We start from the raw sequence: 18,474 nt of genomic DNA, 5'->3' as shown, positions 1-18,474 counted from the left end.
GGTAAAGTTTTCACCTGCTTGACTATTTATTTTACAAGTAATGCTACTTATTTAACGGTTGGGCACATCGGATTGTTGGTATTTTTGGCGGCATTAACAGTTACTTAACGTACTCAATGCCAACCATAGGCGCATAGTCAAGGAGATTCTACCAAAACTCTTGACCGTCCAAAGTCCAATTGTGAATCAGTTAGTGAATATTCTCCCTAAAAAAGGGAGAATATTTTTTTCTCTATACGCTCTTTTTAAAGAGTAAATTCAGGCGATTACTTTGGGCATCCAAAGGGTTTTCGCACAGTACCTGTTTATGCAGCTTCTCTGACGGGAGAATGGCTTAAGGCAGAGGCTGAGAACGGTTACAGCTACTAATGACTGCTTACTAAACTGAACTCAGTTGTTTTTTTTTCAGGATCAGCTTCTAGACTATCAGCTTCAGAAGGTGGAACCAACTGCCAGAATTTCGGCAAGAATTCTTGCCAGTTTTGCAGAATCTTCTTCGCCTTTGGTGAACCAGTGCGTTCTGCATGAGTTTGGATTAACTTTTGCAGTTGTTTTACACCTGCTTCTGTAATCACCCGCTGGATTTTGACAATTTCCGGGTTGACTAACTCACGAAAAGAGTCGTCTTCATCCAAGAAGTATGCCAGTCCACCAGTCATTCCAGCTGCGACGTTACGTCCTACCTTACCGAGGACGACAATTACACCACCAGTCATATATTCGCAGCAGTGATCCCCAGCGCCTTCAATCACTGCTATGCCTTTGGAGTTTCTCACAGCAAAGCGCTCTCCTGCTAGGCCGTTGGCAAATAACATGCCACCAGTAGCACCATAGAGGCAAGTATTGCCAACTATCACGTTTTGTGATGCGTTATAGGTAGCATCAGTTGGAGGTTTGATGATGATTTCACCACCATGCATCCCTTTACCTACGTAGTCGTTTGCTTCTCCTTCTAAGGTGAGAATTATGCCTGGGAGGTTGAAAGCACCAAAGCTTTGCCCAACACTACCTGTAAAGTTGAGATTAATTTGTCCTTCAAAGCCACTGTCACCGTATTGAGAAGCGATCGCTCCCGCTAATCTTGTGCCTACTGTTCTGTCAGTATTGACAATAGGGTAAGTCTTGGTGACGGTAGACTGGTTGCGAATGGCAGCTTGAATGTCAGGTTCAGCAAGGAATTTGTCATCCAAAACCACGCCGTTGCTATGGACTTCTTCATGCACCAACCAACTACGATTTTCTCTGGTATCTGGTAACTGAAGTAAACAGTCCAGGTTCAGTGATTGCGTTTTGCTGAGTTTTGCTTCTTGGCGCAGTTTCAACAAATCTGCACGTCCAATGATTTCTGACAAAGAACGGTAACCTAGTCGTCCTAACAGACTACGCACTTCTTCGGCGATGAAGTAGAAGAAGTTGACAACCTGTTCCGGTATTCCCGTAAACCGCTTGCGGAGTTCTTCTTTCTGAGTAGCAACACCCACAGGGCAGGTGTTCATGTGGCAAACTCGTGCCATAATACAGCCTTCGGCAATCATGGCGATGGAGCCAAAACCGAATTCTTCACCGCCCATCAATGCACCTATTACCACATCCCAGCCACTCTTAAGACCACCATCCACGCGCAAAATCACGCGATCGCGCAGGCCATTTTCCATCAAGACGCGATGCACTTCACTTAAACCCAATTCCCACGGGGAACCAGCATGTTTAATCGAACTTAGTGGCGATGCACCTGTACCACCATCATGACCAGAAATCTGGATGATATCAGCGTTTGCCTTGGCTACACCAGCAGCGATCGTGCCAATGCCAACTTCTGCAACTAGCTTCACCGATACTTTTGCTTTGGGATTAATTTGGTGCAGATCAAAAATCAGTTGTGCTAGGTCTTCAATCGAATAGATATCGTGGTGCGGTGGCGGCGAAATCAGCGTCACACCAGGCTTGGAGCGCCTTAACATCGCAATGTATTCGCTCACCTTGGGCCCTGGTAGTTGTCCACCTTCCCCAGGCTTGGCACCTTGGGCAATTTTGATTTCGATTTGTTTGGCGTTGACTAGGTACTCTGGCGTGACACCAAAGCGTCCCGATGCAATTTGCTTAATGGCACTATAGGCTTTATCACCATTCCGCAATCCTTTTAAATGAGGTAGGGTTGGCGAGTGACCATCGTTTACATCATCTAGAACTGTATAGCGCACTGGGTCTTCGCCGCCTTCCCCAGAGTTTGATTTACCACCAATGCGGTTCATAGCGATCGCTAAGGTTTCATGGGCTTCTCTTGACAAAGCGCCTAAAGACATGCCACCGGTGCAGAAGCGCTTGACAATTTCAGATACCGACTCCACTTCTTCTATGGGAATCGGCGGGCGTAGCTTGCCGCCGTAGGCATCGCCTTGGAAGTCTAGCAAGTCCCGCAAGGCTGTTACTGGTCTGCCTTGGAGGTGCTTTTTGTAAACTTCGTAGTGGTCGTAGTTTTTATCATCTACAGCCTTATGCAGTGCCTTAACCATTTCTGGACTATTCATGTGATACTCGCCGCCAGGACGGTACTGCACAAAGCCGAGGTTTTCTAACTTCTTGGTCGTCAGTTCTGGGAAAGCCTTGCTGTGGAAGGAAAGTACTTCATCAGCGAGTTCGCTAACACTCAAACCACCAATGCGGGAAGTCGTACCCCGAAATCCTAGTTCTATTAAATCCCCACCGATGCCAATAGCTTCAAAGATTTGGGCTGCTTGATAGCTGGAGAGCAGAGAAATTCCCATTTTGGAGAGAATTTTTAGCAAGCCTGACTCTATCGCTTTGCGATAGTTTCCTAAAGCTTGCTCTACGGTGAGGGTAGGAATTTTCTTCACAGCCATTAACTTTTGAGTTTTGGGATCAATGCACCAATCACGCACCGTGTCCAAAGCCATATACGGGCAAACTGCACCAGATCCGTAGCCAATCAGACAGGCAAAGTGATGAGTACTCCAGCATTGGGCAGTATTGACAATCAGGGATGTTTTCATTCGCAACCCTTCACGAATCAGGTGGTGATGCACAGCACCCACCGCTAACAGAGGAGGAATGTAGGTATATTCTGTACTGATCCCTTCATTGTCCTCCTTATTAGGAGTTGCTGGGATCTGGTCGCTTAATATTAAAATCTTTGCACCTGCCCGGACTGATTCAGCTGCTTGTGCTTGTAAAGACTGGACTGCGGCTTTCAATCCTTCGGGGCCAGTGGCGATCGCAAATAGGGTTGACAACTCGGCTGTGGCAAATCCTGACAGCTTAATCGCCTCTAATTCAGCATCCGTTAACACTGGCGATTCCAGCTTCAATCTCCGAGCATATTCTGGCTTGGGTTCTAATAAGTTACCTCGTTCACCCAGTTCGACTTTCAAAGACATTACTAGCTTTTCCCGGAGGGGATCGATCGCCGGGTTCGTCACCTGAGCAAAGCGCTGTTTGAAATAGTCATAAAGCAGGTGGGGCTTTTGTGACAGCACTGCTAAAGGAATATCATCCCCCATACAGAAAGTCGGCTCTGAACCTGCGATCGCCATTGGGTGAATCACCATTTCGACATCTTCTGTGGTGTAGCCAAAGGCCATTTGACGCTGAAGCAAGGTTTGCTTGTCAATTTGGTCAGTTATACTATGCCCGTTACCATTTTCAGTAGCCAAATGTCCATTTCCATTCACATCTGACGGCTGACTACTGACAATTTTTTTGAGTTCTTGACGGTGCTGTTGCAGCCATTCTCCATATGGGTGCTGCTTGGCGATCCGCTGCTTAATCTCCCAATTCTTCAGCACTTCATGGTTTACTAAATCTACGGCAATCATTTGCCCTGGGCCGAGTCTACCTTTCTCAACAATATTGGCTTCTGGAAAGTCCACTACACCAGCTTCGGAAGCTACGACAATATAGTCATCCTTGGTGATCAGGTAGCGAGCTGGTCTTAAACCATTACGATCTAGTGTTGCACCAACTTTTTTGCCATCGCTGAATACTAAAAGTGCTGGCCCGTCCCACGCTTCTTGCAAACCACTGTAATATTCGTAGAAATCGATAATTTCTGGAGAGTCACGTAAAGAAGGCTGATTTTGGTAAGCCTCTGGAACCATAATCATTAAAGCTTCCAAGGGGCTGCGTCCAGAACACACCAACAATTCCAGTACGTTGTCTAGGGTAGCTGAGTCACTGTTATCAATATGAACCAATGGCTTGAGTTCATCGATGCGATCGCCCCATACAGGATGATTCAGGCTAGCTTCTCGTGCCATCATCCAGTTGATGTTACCCAACAAAGTATTGATTTCGCCATTGTGACCCAAAAGCCGCATTGGTTGAGCTAGGGGCCACTTGGGCATCGTGTTGGTGCTAAAGCGGCGGTGATAGACAGCAAAGGCGCTTTTGTAAACCGGATTTTTTAAATCTTGATAAAATTCTCCCAATACAGCGGAACGCACCATGCCTTTGTAGACAATTGTGCGATTTGACAAGGAGCAGATATAAAATTCTTCTGAGATGTTGTTTGCTGCTTTACTAATTCGGCGGCGGCTAATATACAACTGTCGTTCCAATTCATCGCCACTTTTGTCAACAGAAGCTAGCAAAACTTGTTCAATCTGGGGTTGATTTTCTCTTGCTTGTACACCGAGTAAATCAGGTTGCACTGGCACTACTCGCCAACCCAGTACGATCAATTTTTCTTCAGCAGCTACTTGCTCAACTGTTGTCCGCGCTTTTCGTGCTGCTTCTTGGTCTTGTGGTAGAAAGATCATCCCCACAGCTATATTATTGGTGGATGAAAATTCCTTTTCTATTTGGGCAAAGTCTTGTTGGAACAACTCCCAAGGGATAGCTGTCAATACTCCTGCACCATCACCAGAGTCTTGATCAGCGCTACAACCTCCCCGGTGTTCTAAGCAGGTTAAAGCAGCTAAGGCTTTTTCCACAATTTCATGGCTGGTATGATTCTGACGATGAGCAATAAAACCGACACCACAGGCATCTCGTTCCTCTACTAACCACTTTTGCCCCTGATAGGTATCTCTTGAGATTATATCCGCTGTGATTTTCTGGTCTTGATTCATCGGTTTATTATTCATACCCTGTTCCTGAAGTATTGAGTTACCAATTTTGCCACTACATTATTGGGAAAAATTTCTAAATTCAGCGATGGAGAAATATATAAGCACCGAAATTTAGGGAAAAAAAATTTTAACTTCGGTTTTACTTTATTAGTTCACCCGTGTTAAAATAGTTGCGTGTTATTTATGTATTTATGCGGTGTTAGACAAGCTACCTCCGCCAAGACATGATTTTTGCCCTGACAGTTTCTTTTTTATATTGTGAAACTAAGTATTTTCTCAATTCTCTTTTTCCAGATGCACGCTAGCTACTCACAGAGCCTATTTCGGCTCACCTGAAACAAAACTAAAACTGAACGCTGTTTTATGTTTTAAAGCCAAACTGATCCTGATCCGGCAATAAAATCAGCGTATTACAATATATACCCATTTGACAATTCCCAAATATTTTTGTTGTTGTCTGGAGTTTTGCTGCTTACCAGTTGCCACATGTCTTACTATTAACTTGACCTTACTGAACTAGCAACACTAGCAACGTTCAACAAGGATTGAATATCTTAATCCAGTTTTGATAACCAAGACTACCGTGTATAGTATGGTTATAATTAGTGCTAGTTAAAACACTTGAGTGCAGTAGCTTTAGCGTCTAAATAGTTTTATATCTAAAAGAGATAACTATCCACTATATAGAATATCATGTTTTTTCAAAAATAAACTCATGTTTTTTTATAGTTCCAAATAATTAGTTAGTTTATACCTTGGCTGATAGTTTTCAAAAGTACCTAGTAAATTATGGTAAAAATGCCGAATTGTTGGCAATCAGGGATTAGCGAACGCAGATTTTTCCGGGTTACTGTGTCACCAATACTTTTAACAATACTGTGCTTAACTACTACCTGTGCTACCAACGCCCAGGAGTCCCCGAAAACCATCAAATTAATCCGCAGGTTAATCTCACAGTCACCTGCACCCCCTTTAACAGGTGTAGCATCCTCTGGTAATCAAATTTCCCTCAATGGGCGTAGTTTACCAGGAACTTGGTTGCAGCGATCTGGAAAATCTGGTCAGAGCACAACTCATCTCAGTGACGGGGCATTCAAGCAATTAATTGGAGTTAATTTCTTAAACAGTAGTAATTCAGATAGGCAACCAGTACAGTGGTTTTCGTCGGTGACAACGCCACTAGTTTTAGCCACCAAGCTACTAGGAGCATATCGCTATTTGGATATTACTAATTTTGCTCAAACATCTGGATGGCAAATCCAAGCCAATGGCAACATTTTGGTGATTGCGACTCCAAAGGCGCAAGTGACAAATATTGTTCAGAGTCAGCAATCTTCAGACACGAGTGTAAATCCTTTGCAACAAGTTCGCATTCTTGTCGATTTAGATCGTCCAACTCCCTGGCAAGTTACACAAGGGTCAACTATTAAAAAAATTCAACCTCCGTCTTCTGATCCAGACACATTAATCCCCAAATCCACTGCACCGCCAAATCGAGAGTGGACAGTTACCCTGGATGGAATAGCCGATCCCGTTTTGATAGAACGCTATACCCCGCAGCCACCAGCACCAACAACTGCACCACCAATATTACTGCCAAACCTGCTCAAACAATTATCACCAGCTACACCAACACAACCAATACTACGAGCACCAGCACCAGCCCCTGAACCACTGATTCAACAGGTGCAGGTGGTGAACAACCAAACCATTATTTCTCTGAGCCTTCCCTTTGGTTTATCGCCTCAAGTTAGTACTGTCGGTAGCCCCAATCGCCTGATTATCGATGTTCGACCCGATCCTTTAGAAGAACGAGATATTACTTGGGCCCCAGGATTGCGCTGGCGACAGCATTATGTCAACTTAGGTACAGAACGCTTTCCGGTGGTCTGGTTAGAAGTTAATCCTCGTAAATTTGGGCTAACGTTGAAACCCATGTGGGCTAGTCTTGATGGGCTTGCGGGTACTGCTCCCTTAATTCAAACAGCACAACGTTACTTAGCAGTAGCTGGAATTAACGGTGGTTATTTTAACCGCAATAACAGATTGCCCTTGGGTGCAATTCGTCGGGATGGTCAGTGGTTATCAGGCCCCATTCTTAACCGGGGTGCGATCGCTTGGAATGATTCTGGCCAATTTTACTTCGGTCGTCTCACCTTGGAAGAAACTTTGATTACGGCAAGTGACCAGCGCTTACCAATTCTGTTTCTCAATAGCGGCTACATCCAAAGCGGTATTGCCCGTTACACCCCAGTTTGGGGAGCAACTTACACGCCTTTGACAGATAACGAAATTATCCTAGTGGTACAGAAAGACCAAATTATTCAACAGTTAGCAGGCGGCAAAGTTGGTGAGACAGCGATTCCGATTCCTCAGGATGGCTACCTACTAACCTTACGCGCCAACGCTGCTACTGCTGCCTCACAGTTACCTATTGGAACTGGAGTAAGTATTTCCAGCGCCACTACTCCCACTGATTTTAGTCGTTATCCCCACATTATCGGAGCCGGGCCGCTATTAGTCCAAAATCGTCAAATTGTCCTTGATGCCAAAGCCGAAAAATTCAGCAATGCCTTTATTGCCGAAAAGGCTATTCGTAGCGGTATTTGCACAACGGCAACAGGCACACTAATGATTACTGCCGTGCATAATCGTGCAGGCGGTTATGGCCCTAATTTGGCAGAACATGCCCAACTAATGCAACTGATGGGCTGTGTCGATGCCCTAAATTTAGACGGTGGTAGTTCTACCAGCCTTTACTTAGGAGGGCAACTACTCGACCGATCGCCTAGTACCGCTGCTCGTGTTCATAATGGAATTGGTATTTTCCTGAAACCACGATTATCAGGGAGTAGGGAATAGGGAAGTGAAGTCTCTTAATCACCAATGTCCCATCCTTTTTTTAAAGTTTAGAACAAGCTATCATTTTGCTTGATGAAGACTTGGTGTAGATACAAGAGTTTTAGTAGTGATGATTTACACCATTACCTCTGACTTTGCTATGTTTATCAAGGTGCGACAAAATTGCTGATTTCCAACGTTGCAAGATAGCGCCAGATTTTTTATCAATAGTTAAGAGTACCGACGGTTTGTTATGTCTTCAAATGAGGTAACTATGGCTCGATATCAAGAAACTACACAGACTGACACTCTCCACCTACCTTCAACTATCACTTCCAGAGGCGTTGCTGCAACTGAGTTACGTCCTTGGGGTGCTTTTACAGTTTTAGAAGAAGGACGCGGATACAAAATCAAGCGCATTGAAGTTAAACCCGGACACCGCCTCAGTCTACAAATGCACCACCACCGCAGCGAACATTGGATTGTCGTATCTGGTACAGCTAGGGTAACTTGTGGTGAGCTAGAAGTACTACTAAGCAATAATGAGTCAACTTATGTACCCCAATGTACATCTCATCGTTTAGAGAATCCTGGCGTGATCCCCTTAGTGTTGATTGAAGTGCAAAATGGCGAATATTTGGGAGAGGATGATATTATTCGCTACCAAGATGACTATGCCCGTACTAAGGATTAAAACCAAAAGAATGTTATTAAAGCTCTAATTCCAAAACTGAATAGATTTTTCGGCAAACCGTCTTTGGTAACTACTACACCCCAGATGTCCCTACTTAGTTAAGGTGGGGACTGAAGCATGTTGTGCTATAAATGTAGTAATAGCGATCGCGCTCATCCCTTCGGTAACTTGGAATTTTACAGAAGCCAGGGCCAACCCAGCTGTAAAATGAAGATGGAATATTCAATTGCAAAAAACGAGTTCCATGATTCATCTGAGTCAAGCAGCCGTGAGTGAGATTGGGCGAATAAAGTCCAAGCAGCAGCCAAATGTCTTGTTTCGATTGGCAGTAAAACCAGGTGGTTGTTCCGGGTTTTTTTATGATATGTCCTTCGATGAAGCGATAAAAGTTGGCGACCAGGTTTTCGACTTGGATGAGATTCAAGTGGTCATAGATAAAGCAAGCTTAAATTACCTCAACGGTTTGAGGGTGGATTATTCAGAAGACTTAATGGGTGGTGGTTTTCGCTTCCACAACCCCCAGGCGATCGCTACCTGTGGCTGTGGTAATTCCTTCTCCATAACTAGTTAACAAATAATTACTAATTCGTAATTTTTAATGACGCTCTCTAGGAAACCTCTTGCGTTCGCGGACTCGCTAACGTAATTAAAAAACGGTCCAGAGTCTGAGACTTGGATTCAAGGTTGACAAAGTTATGGTTGGGGTCTAAATCCCCATCCATAACATAATCACGAATTGTTCATAGTCGTTAATTAGTGATCATTTGCCAATAACAAAGGAAAAATCACAATTGACATAAAACCGTAAAAAACGATATAATCAGGATTTGTTAAAACTTAGACATATAAGCAGCTTTACGCGCTGTAACTCATGCCAACAATACAGCAGCTAATACGTAATGAGCGCGAACAAGCGCGTCAGAAAACCAAGTCCCCAGCTCTGAAGCAATGTCCCCAACGTCGGGGAGTTTGTACCAGAGTCTACACGACTACACCAAAAAAGCCTAACTCAGCTCTACGCAAAGTAGCAAGAGTAAGACTTACCTCTGGATTTGAAGTTACAGCTTACATTCCAGGCATTGGTCACAACTTACAAGAACACTCAGTTGTGATGATTCGTGGCGGTCGGGTTAAGGACTTACCAGGCGTGAGATACCACATTATCCGTGGCACCCTAGATACAGCCGGAGTCAAAGACCGCAAGCAAGGCCGTTCCAAGTATGGAACCAAGCGTCCTAAAGAAGCGAAAAAATAAAATTAGGCGATTAATCGCATCCAACACGATTAATCGTCTAGCTTAGAAGCGCTGAAGGACAAAAAAACTATCAGGGTCTGTGTTCTAACAGCACTTATGAAGGCTGGTAAAGTCTGTTTCAAAAAATCAAGCAAGCTACACCTACACTAAGCGAGCAAGTGTAGAAGTTCTGAAGAGAAGGCTGTAACTGACAGCATAATTCTCATCTGGACATTAAGGTTTACAATCTTGTCGCCTTGAGTATTTAGTTGCAGGTAGCAAGTCAAACAATTTTAGATTTGCGATTTGCGATTTTGGATTGGTCGAACCCACAAGGGGATTAGGCTTACAGACTCTTGATTTTTGATTTGTTTCGACCCTTGGGATCGGAACATATACCGAAAACTTTTAATCCAAAATCAAAAATCAAAAATCAAAAATTGGCAGTAGATTAGGTCAGCCTCGCTGCAACTGTCGAAAAAAATGAGGAAGTCTGAGGGTTGGGTTCCACCGCTTTTAGTTTCCGGTGTCTGATAGCATATAATTTCGTTGCCAATTCCGAATTAAAGGTGAAGTATGTCTCGTCGTGGTGTTATTCAAAGGCGCCCAGTTCCGTCTGACTCCGTATATAACAGTCGCCTAGTGAGCATGATTATCAGGCGGATCATGCGTCATGGCAAGAAATCACTTGCCGCACGGATTGTTTATGAAGCATTAAAAACTATTGAGGAACGCACTGGTAGCGCTGCCTTGGAAACCTTTGAAAGAGCAGTGCGAAATGCCACGCCTTTAGTAGAAGTAAAAGCTCGGCGAGTTGGCGGAGCAACCTACCAAGTACCAATGGAAGTGCGTTCAGAACGGGGCACTACCCTAGCGCTGCGTTGGTTAGTGCAATATTCCCGGTCTAGACCAGGCCGGACAATGGCAAGCAAACTGGCAAATGAGTTAATGGATGCTGCCAACGAAACTGGAAATGCGATTCGGAAACGAGAAGAAACGCACCGGATGGCGGAAGCTAACAAGGCATTTGCACACTATCGTTACTAAGTAGAAAAGCGATATATCGCCTTACCGAAGCGTTATATCGTGGATTTACAAAAAAAAGACGGTTTTCCCTAAAAGTATAGAATCTTAACAAAGAGTAATATACAAGATATCATGAGGCAAAAACTATAGGAGGTAGCTGTGGCACGCACGATCCCGCTAGAGAAAGTACGCAACATTGGTATTGCGGCGCATATAGATGCGGGCAAAACAACAACAACAGAGAGAATATTATTTTACTCTGGGATAATTCATAAAATTGGCGAAGTTCATGAAGGAACTGCCGTCACAGACTGGATGGAGCAGGAGCGGGAGCGGGGAATTACCATTACTGCGGCTGCTATCAGTACCAGTTGGAAAGATCATCAAATTAACATTATCGATACTCCGGGTCACGTAGACTTCACAATTGAAGTTGAGCGTTCCATGCGCGTGTTGGATGGTGTAATCGCAGTATTTTGTTCTGTGGGCGGCGTGCAACCGCAGTCCGAGACAGTGTGGCGTCAAGCAGAACGCTACAAAGTTCCTCGGATAGCCTTTATCAACAAGATGGATCGGACTGGAGCGAACTTTTATAAAGTTCACGAGCAAATCCGCGATCGCCTGCGGGCGAATGCGATCGCCATTCAACTACCAATCGGTAGTGAAAACGACTTCCAAGGTATCGTTGACCTCGTACGGCAACGTGCGTATATTTACGCCAATGACCAAGGAACCGATATCCAGGAAACCGATATCCCAGAAGAATTGCAAGCGCAGGTAGAAGAATACCGCACCAAGCTAATAGAAGCGGCGGCAGAAACCGATGATGCTTTAATGACTAAGTACTTCGATGGCGAAGAACTTACAGAAAAGGAAGTTCGGACTGCCCTGCGTAAAGGAACAATTGCCGGGACAATTGTGCCAGTACTTTGCGGTTCAGCATTCAAAAACAAAGGCGTGCAGTTGATGCTGGATGCTGTTGTAGATTACCTGCCAGCACCAAGTGAAGTGCCGCCAATTCAAGGCTTACTGCCGAATGGCGATACTGTTGAGCGGCGGGCTGATGACAGCGAACCCCTAGCGGCTCTGGCATTCAAGATTATGGCTGACCCTTACGGTCGCCTCACATTTGTTCGCGTTTATTCTGGTGTTCTGAAAAAGGGCAGCTACGTTCTCAACGCTAGTAAGAATAAAAAAGAACGAATTTCTCGCTTAGTTCTAATGAAGGCAGATGATCGGCAAGATGTCGATGAACTGCGAGCGGGTGATTTGGGAGCAGCTCTTGGATTGAAAGACACCTTGACAGGTGACACAATCTGTGATGAAGGATCGCCAGTAATTCTGGAATCCCTATTCATTCCTGAGCCTGTGATCTCGGTGGCGGTTGAACCCAAAACCAAGAACGACATGGACAAACTGTCCAAGGCTCTGCAATCTCTCTCAGAAGAAGACCCCACCTTCCGTGTCCACGTCGATCCGGAAACAAACCAAACCGTGATCGCAGGGATGGGAGAACTCCACCTAGAAATTCTAGTAGACCGGATGTTACGAGAATTCAAAGTGGAAGCGAATGTCGGTGCGCCACAAGTAGCTTACCGCGAAACGATTCGGAAACGTGTCTCCAAAGTGGAAGGCAAGTTCATCCGTCAAAGTGGTGGTAAAGGTCAATACGGTCACGTTGTGATCGATTTGGAACCAGGAGAACCCGGTACTGGCTTTGAATTCGTCTCCAAAATTGTTGGTGGTACAGTACCTAAAGAGTATATTGGCCCCGCAGAACAAGGAATGAAAGAAAGCTGCGAATCTGGTGTCCTGGCTGGATATCCGTTGATTGACGTCAAAGCGACGCTAACTGACGGGTCATACCACGATGTAGACTCTTCGGAAATGGCTTTCAAAATCGCTGGCTCAATGGCGATGAAAGAGGCTGTGCTGAAAGCTTCACCCGTCCTTTTAGAGCCTATGATGAAAGTTGAGGTTGAAGTTCCTGAAGACTATATCGGGAACGTCATTGGCGACCTGATCTCCCGCCGAGGGCAGATTGAAAGCCAAAGCACTGAACAGGGACTTGCTAAGGTCGCATCCAAAGTTCCACTGGCGACCATGTTTGGCTACGCCACTGATATCCGCTCGAAGACGCAAGGTCGGGGTATCTTCACGATGGAGTTCAGCCACTACGAAGAGGTGCCTCGCAGCGTAGCTGAAACTATCATTGCTAAAAGCAAAGGGAACGCTTAGTTAAAATAAGGAAATGAGCATTCATGGCACGCGCAAAGTTTGAAAGGAATAAACCCCACATCAATATCGGTACAATTGGCCACGTTGACCACGGTAAAACCACGTTAACAGCAGCCATCACTATGACCTTGGCGGCTATGGGTCAAGCTATAGCTAAAGGCTACGATCAAATCGATAACGCGCCAGAAGAAAAGGCACGGGGTATTACCATCAATACCGCCCACGTTGAGTATGAAACTGCTAGTCGGCACTATGCTCACGTAGACTGCCCTGGACACGCTGACTATGTGAAGAACATGATCACCGGCGCTGCTCAGATGGATGGTGGCATCCTCGTAGTTGCTGCTACCGATGGTCCTATGCCCCAAACGCGCGAACACATCCTGTTGGCAAAACAGGTGGGCGTTCCCAGTCTGGTTGTCTTCTTGAATAAGGAAGACTTGATGGATGACCCAGAACTCTTAGAACTAGTGGAACTAGAACTGAGAGAATTGCTTACCAGCTACGATTTCCCTGGCGATGATATCCCCATTATCAAAGGATCTGGTCTGCAAGCTCTTGAAGCAATGACCAAGAATCCCAAGACCAAACGGGGTGAAAATGAATGGGTAGACAAAATCTACGAATTGATGGATGCTGTAGATTCTTTTATTCCCACCCCTGAGCGGGATGTTGATAAGCCCTTCCTGATGGCTGTAGAAGACGTATTCTCCATCACAGGTCGTGGTACTGTCGCCACTGGTCGGATTGAGCGGGGTATAGTCAAAGTTGGCGATAACGTTGAACTAGTGGGTATCAGAGATACTCGCGCCACTACCGTAACTGGTATTGAAATGTTCAAGAAGAGTCTTGACCAAGGTATGGCTGGGGATAACGCCGGCGTACTACTCCGGGGTATCCAAAAGGCTGATATTGAACGAGGTATGGTGATCGCCAAACCAGGTTCAATTAAACCTCACCTTCAATTTGAAGGTGAAGTGTACGTCCTAACTGAAAAAGAAGGTGGTCGCAAGACTCCATTTTTTGCTGGCTACCGTCCCCAGTTCTACGTGCGGACAACGGATGTAACCGGCACGATTAAAGCCTTTACTGCTGATGATGGCACTGAGGTGGAAATGGTGATGCCAGGCGATCGCATCAAGGTGACAGTAGAATTGATCAACGCGATCGCTATTGAACAAGGAATGCGCTTCGCTATCCGCGAAGGTGGGCGCACCATTGGTGCTGGTGTCGTCTCCAAAATTCTAAAGTAGCACCTTTTCGCTCATAACAAAGGAGCAGAGATAATATAATACCTCTCTGCTCCTTTCTCTTCAATCTCTAGAACCTGGACAATTAAAGATGGCAACTCTACAGCAACAGAAGATTAGAATTCGCTTACAGGCTTTTGACCGACGCTTATTGGATACATCTTGCGAGAAGATTGTAGACACAGCTAACCGCACCAATGCTACAGCCATAGGCCCAATTCCTTTACCAACAAAACGCCGGATCTATTGTGTGCTGCGATCACCTCACGTAGATAAAGATTCACGAGAACACTTTGAAACCCGTACTCATCGCCGGATTATTGACATTTACCAGCCCTCTTCTAAGACTATTGATGCCCTGATGAAATTGGATCTACCATCGGGTGTGGATATCGAAGTCAAACTTTAATTAGTCATTAGTCATTAGTCATTAGTCATTAGTCATTAGTCATTAGTCATTAGTCATTAGTCATTAGTCATTAGTCATTAGTACTCAGACAAATGATATTAGTATGAATATTTACATAGCCCTGAAGAAATATATCTCAGGGCTTTTATTTAGCTAGGAAACAAATGATAGAATGTAGACAAAGAACGGGAAAAGCAGAGAAAAATAAATTTTAAAGATTAAGTTTATACCAAGGTAACAATGACATCATCTTCTAAAATTGCAGTTCGCGAACTACCTCTGTTCCCGTTACCTGAAGTAGTCCTGTTTCCTACCAGACCATTGCCTCTGCACATCTTTGAATTTCGCTACCGAATCATGATGAACACGATTTTGGAAAGCGATCGTAGGTTCGGTGTTTTAATGGTCGATCCTGTTCAAGGTACAATTGCAAACACTGGTTGCTGTGCGGAAATCGTTCATCATCAACGGCTGCCAGATGACCGAATCAAGATGTTGACTTTAGGGCAGCAAAGATTTCGTGTATTAGAGTATGTTCGTGAAAAGCCATACCGCGTTGGCTTAGTTGAGTGGATTGAAGACCAACCACCAACTAAAGATTTGCGTCCTTTGTCTTCTGAAGTAGAACAACTACTGCGAGATGTTGTGCGTTTATCAGCCAAATTAACCGAACAAAATATCGAACTGCCAGAAGATTTGCCTGACCTACCAACAGAGTTATCTTATTGGGTAGCCGGCAACCTTTATGGTGTCGCCGCAGAGCAGCAGTTATTGCTAGAAATGCAAGATACTGCAACTCGTTTAGAGCGGGAAGCAGAAATTTTAACCTCTACTCGGAATCACTTGGCAGCTCGCGCTGTTCTCAAAGACACATTTAATGAAAAGTGATGAGTAGTCCTCAGTCAAAACTTGTGGCAAATGACGAATGATTAAAGAGCGCTGATCGGCAAAACATTGTAAGCGCCAAGAATTTTTAAAATCTCTGTGTGGATAGTTAATTCTGCTAAAGCAGATTGCATTTGTGCTTCTTTGACATCCGCTTCTAGATCCATAAAAAACAAGTATTCGCCTAGCGATCGCTTTGTCGGACGAGATTCAATCCGGCTGAGGTTAATCCCTAACTGAGCAAATATTTGCAAAGGTTTGACCAATGCTCCGGGTGTGTTGGCAGGCATACTAAAAGCCAGCGATGTGTGACTAGTAGGCACTTTTGATGCCTGGTATCCAGTCTCCGCTTCACCCTGACTTACTACCCAAAAACGAGTAAAGTTTTCTGGATAATCGTTGATATTACTGGCAAGTATGGGCAGGTTGTAGAGTTGAGCTGCTCTACTAGAGGCGATCGCTGCCGTTGTTGTGTCTTGCTCCAATCCCTGTAGCGCTTCGGTTGTGGAATTGGTGGGAATAATCTGTACAGTCGGAAGAAACCGCTCTAACCATCCCTGGCATTGAGCCAAAGCTTGTGGGTGAGAGTAAACAGTTTTAATCCTATCTAAGCTAGACGCGCAAGAAATTAACATATGGGCAATGGGTAATACCAAAGCCAACTGAATTCGCAAACTGTCCAACTGCCATAGTGTATCCAGTGTTGTGGTAACACTCCCTTCAATAGAATTTTCCACTGGCACAACAGCCAACTGAGCTTGAGAGTTAGCAACGGCGTGCAGTGATTGGGAAATGCTGGGATAGGAGCATAACGTAGCTTCAATTCCCGTACTTTTGCTCAACCAGTTGACATAAAGAACAGATGCTTGTTCTGCGTAAGTGCCAGGAGGCCCTAAATGTGCGATCGATAAAGTCATGCCTTTAGCCTTGAGTTATGAGTTTAATGTGTAAACAGAGATTATGATATTTTGGGTTTGGCAAATATATCCAACATCTACTAGTGAACACTGTTATCTCTAAAATTTACGCACTAAACCAATAGACCGAAATATCTATCCTGGAAAACAAGTTATGGAAATCAGCCTTCTAGCAGATAGATTTCCTGGCAGTTTTTTGCTAGATTCCTCTGAAGATTTAAGAGCAATTATATTGGTTTTTGACCAAATAGCAATGCATATTATTTATTTTGTGTCAATCGTTAAATTCTAATATTAGCCCTTTCAAGGTGAGTAAAAATTTTGCTTAAAAAATTCCTCTTTAATCTCTTGACTCTGTGTTTTCTGCGTCTCTGTGGTTAAATAAATCACTTTTAAACCGCTCCAGACACAGAGAGATCAGAGAAAAAAATAGATTTTAGGAGTCAGCTTGAAAGGGCTAATCCTAATCTATGTTTCTTGAACTAAAGATAGTAATGAGCGTAGCAACTTTTTGCTAATAATGCATAGCTGATAAGCAACAATCATTTTTATGCTCAATAAATTTTGTATTTTTCTAATAATCAGAACTAATTTATTAAAAAATATTAAAATTAAGAAACAGATATTTTTATCCGCTCATGGCTACCCGGTTTACTGCCTCCCAATCGGTTGAAATCGCTGTTCCAGAGCAGCCTATTCCCATTCAGCACTACTTGCGTCAGCCTCAACGTTTAGTTAAGGCTTTGGCTGACAACACCCGCATTGAGCAGCTTTCTGAGGAAGTATTTCGCTTGAAAATGCGTCCGCTGACTTTTATGTCATTAAGTATTCAACCTACTGTAGACATGAGAGTCTGGGCAGAATCAAACGGAATAATTTATTTGCGATCGCTAGGCTGTGAAATCCTGGGTTTCGAGTATATTAACCAGCGCTTTACTCTCAATTTAAAAGGGTATTTATCTCCCAAAGAGTTTAGCACTGGCACTCGCCTGCAAGGAAGAGCTGATTTAGAAGTGCTGGTGGATTTGCCACCGCCATTTTCTTTCACTCCTAAGCCGATTTTAGAAGCTACAGGCAATGGTTTGCTCAAAAGCGTGCTGTTGTCGGTCAAGCAACGGTTATTAAATCAACTTTTGGCGGATTATCGCTACTGGGTGATATCACAAACCAAAGATAGAGGACTTGACAGTGACAGTACTGAATTGCCAATCCTGAATGCTGAGTAATGATTTAATCACTCAACACTCGGTACTTTGATTTGGCAAGGACGAAAAGACTGACGATGTAGGGGCGAGGACCCGTATTGTTGCAAAGCCAGCAAATGCCGCTGGCTACCATAACCCTTGTTACGCTCCAGGTTGTACATAGGGTATTTTAATGCTAGACGCATTACCAGTTCGTCACGCCAAACCTTGGCAACAATACTAGCAGAGGCAATAGTGAGCGATCGCTCGTCTCCCTTAACTATTGTTTGTTGGGGCAATAGCAAGTCTTTTATTGACTGATTGCCATCAACCAGGCAGAGCGCAGGCTGTACCTTTAACTTCAGCACAGCCCGCTTCATTGCTAATAATGTCGCTTGCAAAATATTTATCTTGTCAATTTCAGCAGTAGAAGCAAACCCAATTTTCCAGTCTATAGCCAGCCCACAAATTTGCTGTGCTAGTTCAGTTCTCCGAGAACTAGACAACTTTTTACTGTCTTTAATTTTAGCTGCCATTAGTATTGGCAAAGCATGATCTGGTAGGATCACTGCTGCCGCCACCACAGGGCCAAATAGAGCACCTCGCCCGACTTCATCCACACCTGCAACCAACCCTGGAATCCCTGACAAGGTAGAAAACTCTAGCCAACTGGATTGTTCCAAGGGCGTTGGCGACGTTTCTACCATAA

Annotated in this window: 13 protein-coding genes; 10 read left to right on the top strand and 3 right to left on the bottom strand. The window is 44.4% G+C overall.

Features of this window, described 5'->3' with window-relative positions; translation table 11 throughout:
* Nucleotides 1–365 precede the first annotated feature (365 nt).
* Nucleotides 366–5,102: a glutamate synthase large subunit gene (gltB, locus tag V7K49_RS06140; protein WP_335204885.1), complete on the bottom strand. Its 4,737-nt coding sequence runs from the start codon at nucleotides 5,100–5,102 to the stop codon at nucleotides 366–368.
* A 783-nt stretch (nucleotides 5,103–5,885) separates the two neighbouring features.
* Here gltB and V7K49_RS06135 point away from each other — a divergent pair.
* From V7K49_RS06135 to V7K49_RS06095, 9 genes are all read left to right on the top strand, one after another.
* The gene (locus tag V7K49_RS06135) at nucleotides 5,886–7,949 is read left to right on the top strand and encodes a phosphodiester glycosidase family protein (protein WP_335204884.1); all 2,064 of its coding nucleotides are present in this window, start codon (nucleotides 5,886–5,888) and stop codon (nucleotides 7,947–7,949) included.
* 253 nt (nucleotides 7,950–8,202) lie between these two features.
* Nucleotides 8,203–8,622 carry a cupin domain-containing protein gene (locus V7K49_RS06130; protein ID WP_273763827.1) on the top strand — a complete coding sequence of 140 codons (420 nt, stop codon included), beginning with the start codon at nucleotides 8,203–8,205 and terminating at the stop codon, nucleotides 8,620–8,622.
* Nucleotides 8,623–8,866: 244 nt separating this feature from the next.
* Nucleotides 8,867–9,193 (top strand): HesB/IscA family protein, encoded by a 327-nt coding sequence (locus V7K49_RS06125; protein WP_273763825.1) that lies wholly within the window; start codon nucleotides 8,867–8,869, stop codon nucleotides 9,191–9,193.
* A gap of 300 nt (nucleotides 9,194–9,493) precedes the next feature.
* Nucleotides 9,494–9,877 carry a 30S ribosomal protein S12 gene (gene rpsL / locus V7K49_RS06120; protein WP_012410236.1) on the top strand — a complete coding sequence of 128 codons (384 nt, stop codon included), beginning with the start codon at nucleotides 9,494–9,496 and terminating at the stop codon, nucleotides 9,875–9,877.
* Nucleotides 9,878–10,432: 555 nt separating this feature from the next.
* Nucleotides 10,433–10,903 (top strand): 30S ribosomal protein S7, encoded by a 471-nt coding sequence (gene rpsG / locus V7K49_RS06115; protein WP_273763823.1) that lies wholly within the window; start codon nucleotides 10,433–10,435, stop codon nucleotides 10,901–10,903.
* A gap of 138 nt (nucleotides 10,904–11,041) precedes the next feature.
* The gene (fusA, locus tag V7K49_RS06110; RefSeq protein WP_334874014.1) at nucleotides 11,042–13,120 is read left to right on the top strand and encodes an elongation factor G; all 2,079 of its coding nucleotides are present in this window, start codon (nucleotides 11,042–11,044) and stop codon (nucleotides 13,118–13,120) included.
* A gap of 23 nt (nucleotides 13,121–13,143) precedes the next feature.
* On the top strand, nucleotides 13,144–14,373 hold the full coding sequence (gene tuf / locus V7K49_RS06105) for an elongation factor Tu (RefSeq protein ID WP_334874016.1): 1,230 nt from the start codon (nucleotides 13,144–13,146) through the stop codon (nucleotides 14,371–14,373).
* A gap of 88 nt (nucleotides 14,374–14,461) precedes the next feature.
* Nucleotides 14,462–14,779, top strand: a complete 318-nt coding sequence (gene rpsJ, locus V7K49_RS06100) for a 30S ribosomal protein S10 (RefSeq protein WP_008232935.1) — start codon at nucleotides 14,462–14,464, stop codon at nucleotides 14,777–14,779.
* 240 nt (nucleotides 14,780–15,019) lie between these two features.
* Nucleotides 15,020–15,667, top strand: coding sequence for an LON peptidase substrate-binding domain-containing protein (locus V7K49_RS06095; RefSeq protein WP_334970314.1), 648 nt, complete (start codon nucleotides 15,020–15,022; stop codon nucleotides 15,665–15,667).
* Between the two features lie 41 nt (nucleotides 15,668–15,708).
* Here V7K49_RS06095 and pheA read toward each other — a convergent pair whose 3' ends face one another.
* Nucleotides 15,709–16,581 (bottom strand): prephenate dehydratase, encoded by an 873-nt coding sequence (gene pheA / locus V7K49_RS06090; protein ID WP_335204883.1) that lies wholly within the window; start codon nucleotides 16,579–16,581, stop codon nucleotides 15,709–15,711.
* A 638-nt stretch (nucleotides 16,582–17,219) separates the two neighbouring features.
* Between pheA and V7K49_RS06085 the strand changes: the two genes are divergently transcribed.
* Nucleotides 17,220–17,807 carry a DUF1997 domain-containing protein gene (locus tag V7K49_RS06085; RefSeq protein ID WP_334874022.1) on the top strand — a complete coding sequence of 196 codons (588 nt, stop codon included), beginning with the start codon at nucleotides 17,220–17,222 and terminating at the stop codon, nucleotides 17,805–17,807.
* An 8-nt stretch (nucleotides 17,808–17,815) separates the two neighbouring features.
* Here V7K49_RS06085 and V7K49_RS06080 read toward each other — a convergent pair whose 3' ends face one another.
* Nucleotides 17,816–18,472 (bottom strand): ribonuclease HII, encoded by a 657-nt coding sequence (locus tag V7K49_RS06080; protein ID WP_335204882.1) that lies wholly within the window; start codon nucleotides 18,470–18,472, stop codon nucleotides 17,816–17,818.
* Nucleotides 18,473–18,474 lie beyond the last annotated feature (2 nt).

Source organism: Nostoc sp., assembly GCF_036919675.1.
In the GTDB taxonomy this organism is placed as follows: Bacteria; Cyanobacteriota; Cyanobacteriia; order Cyanobacteriales; family Nostocaceae; genus Nostoc.
The sequence above is the reverse complement of the archived record's forward strand: the minus strand, read 5'-3'. Positions and strand labels throughout refer to the sequence as shown.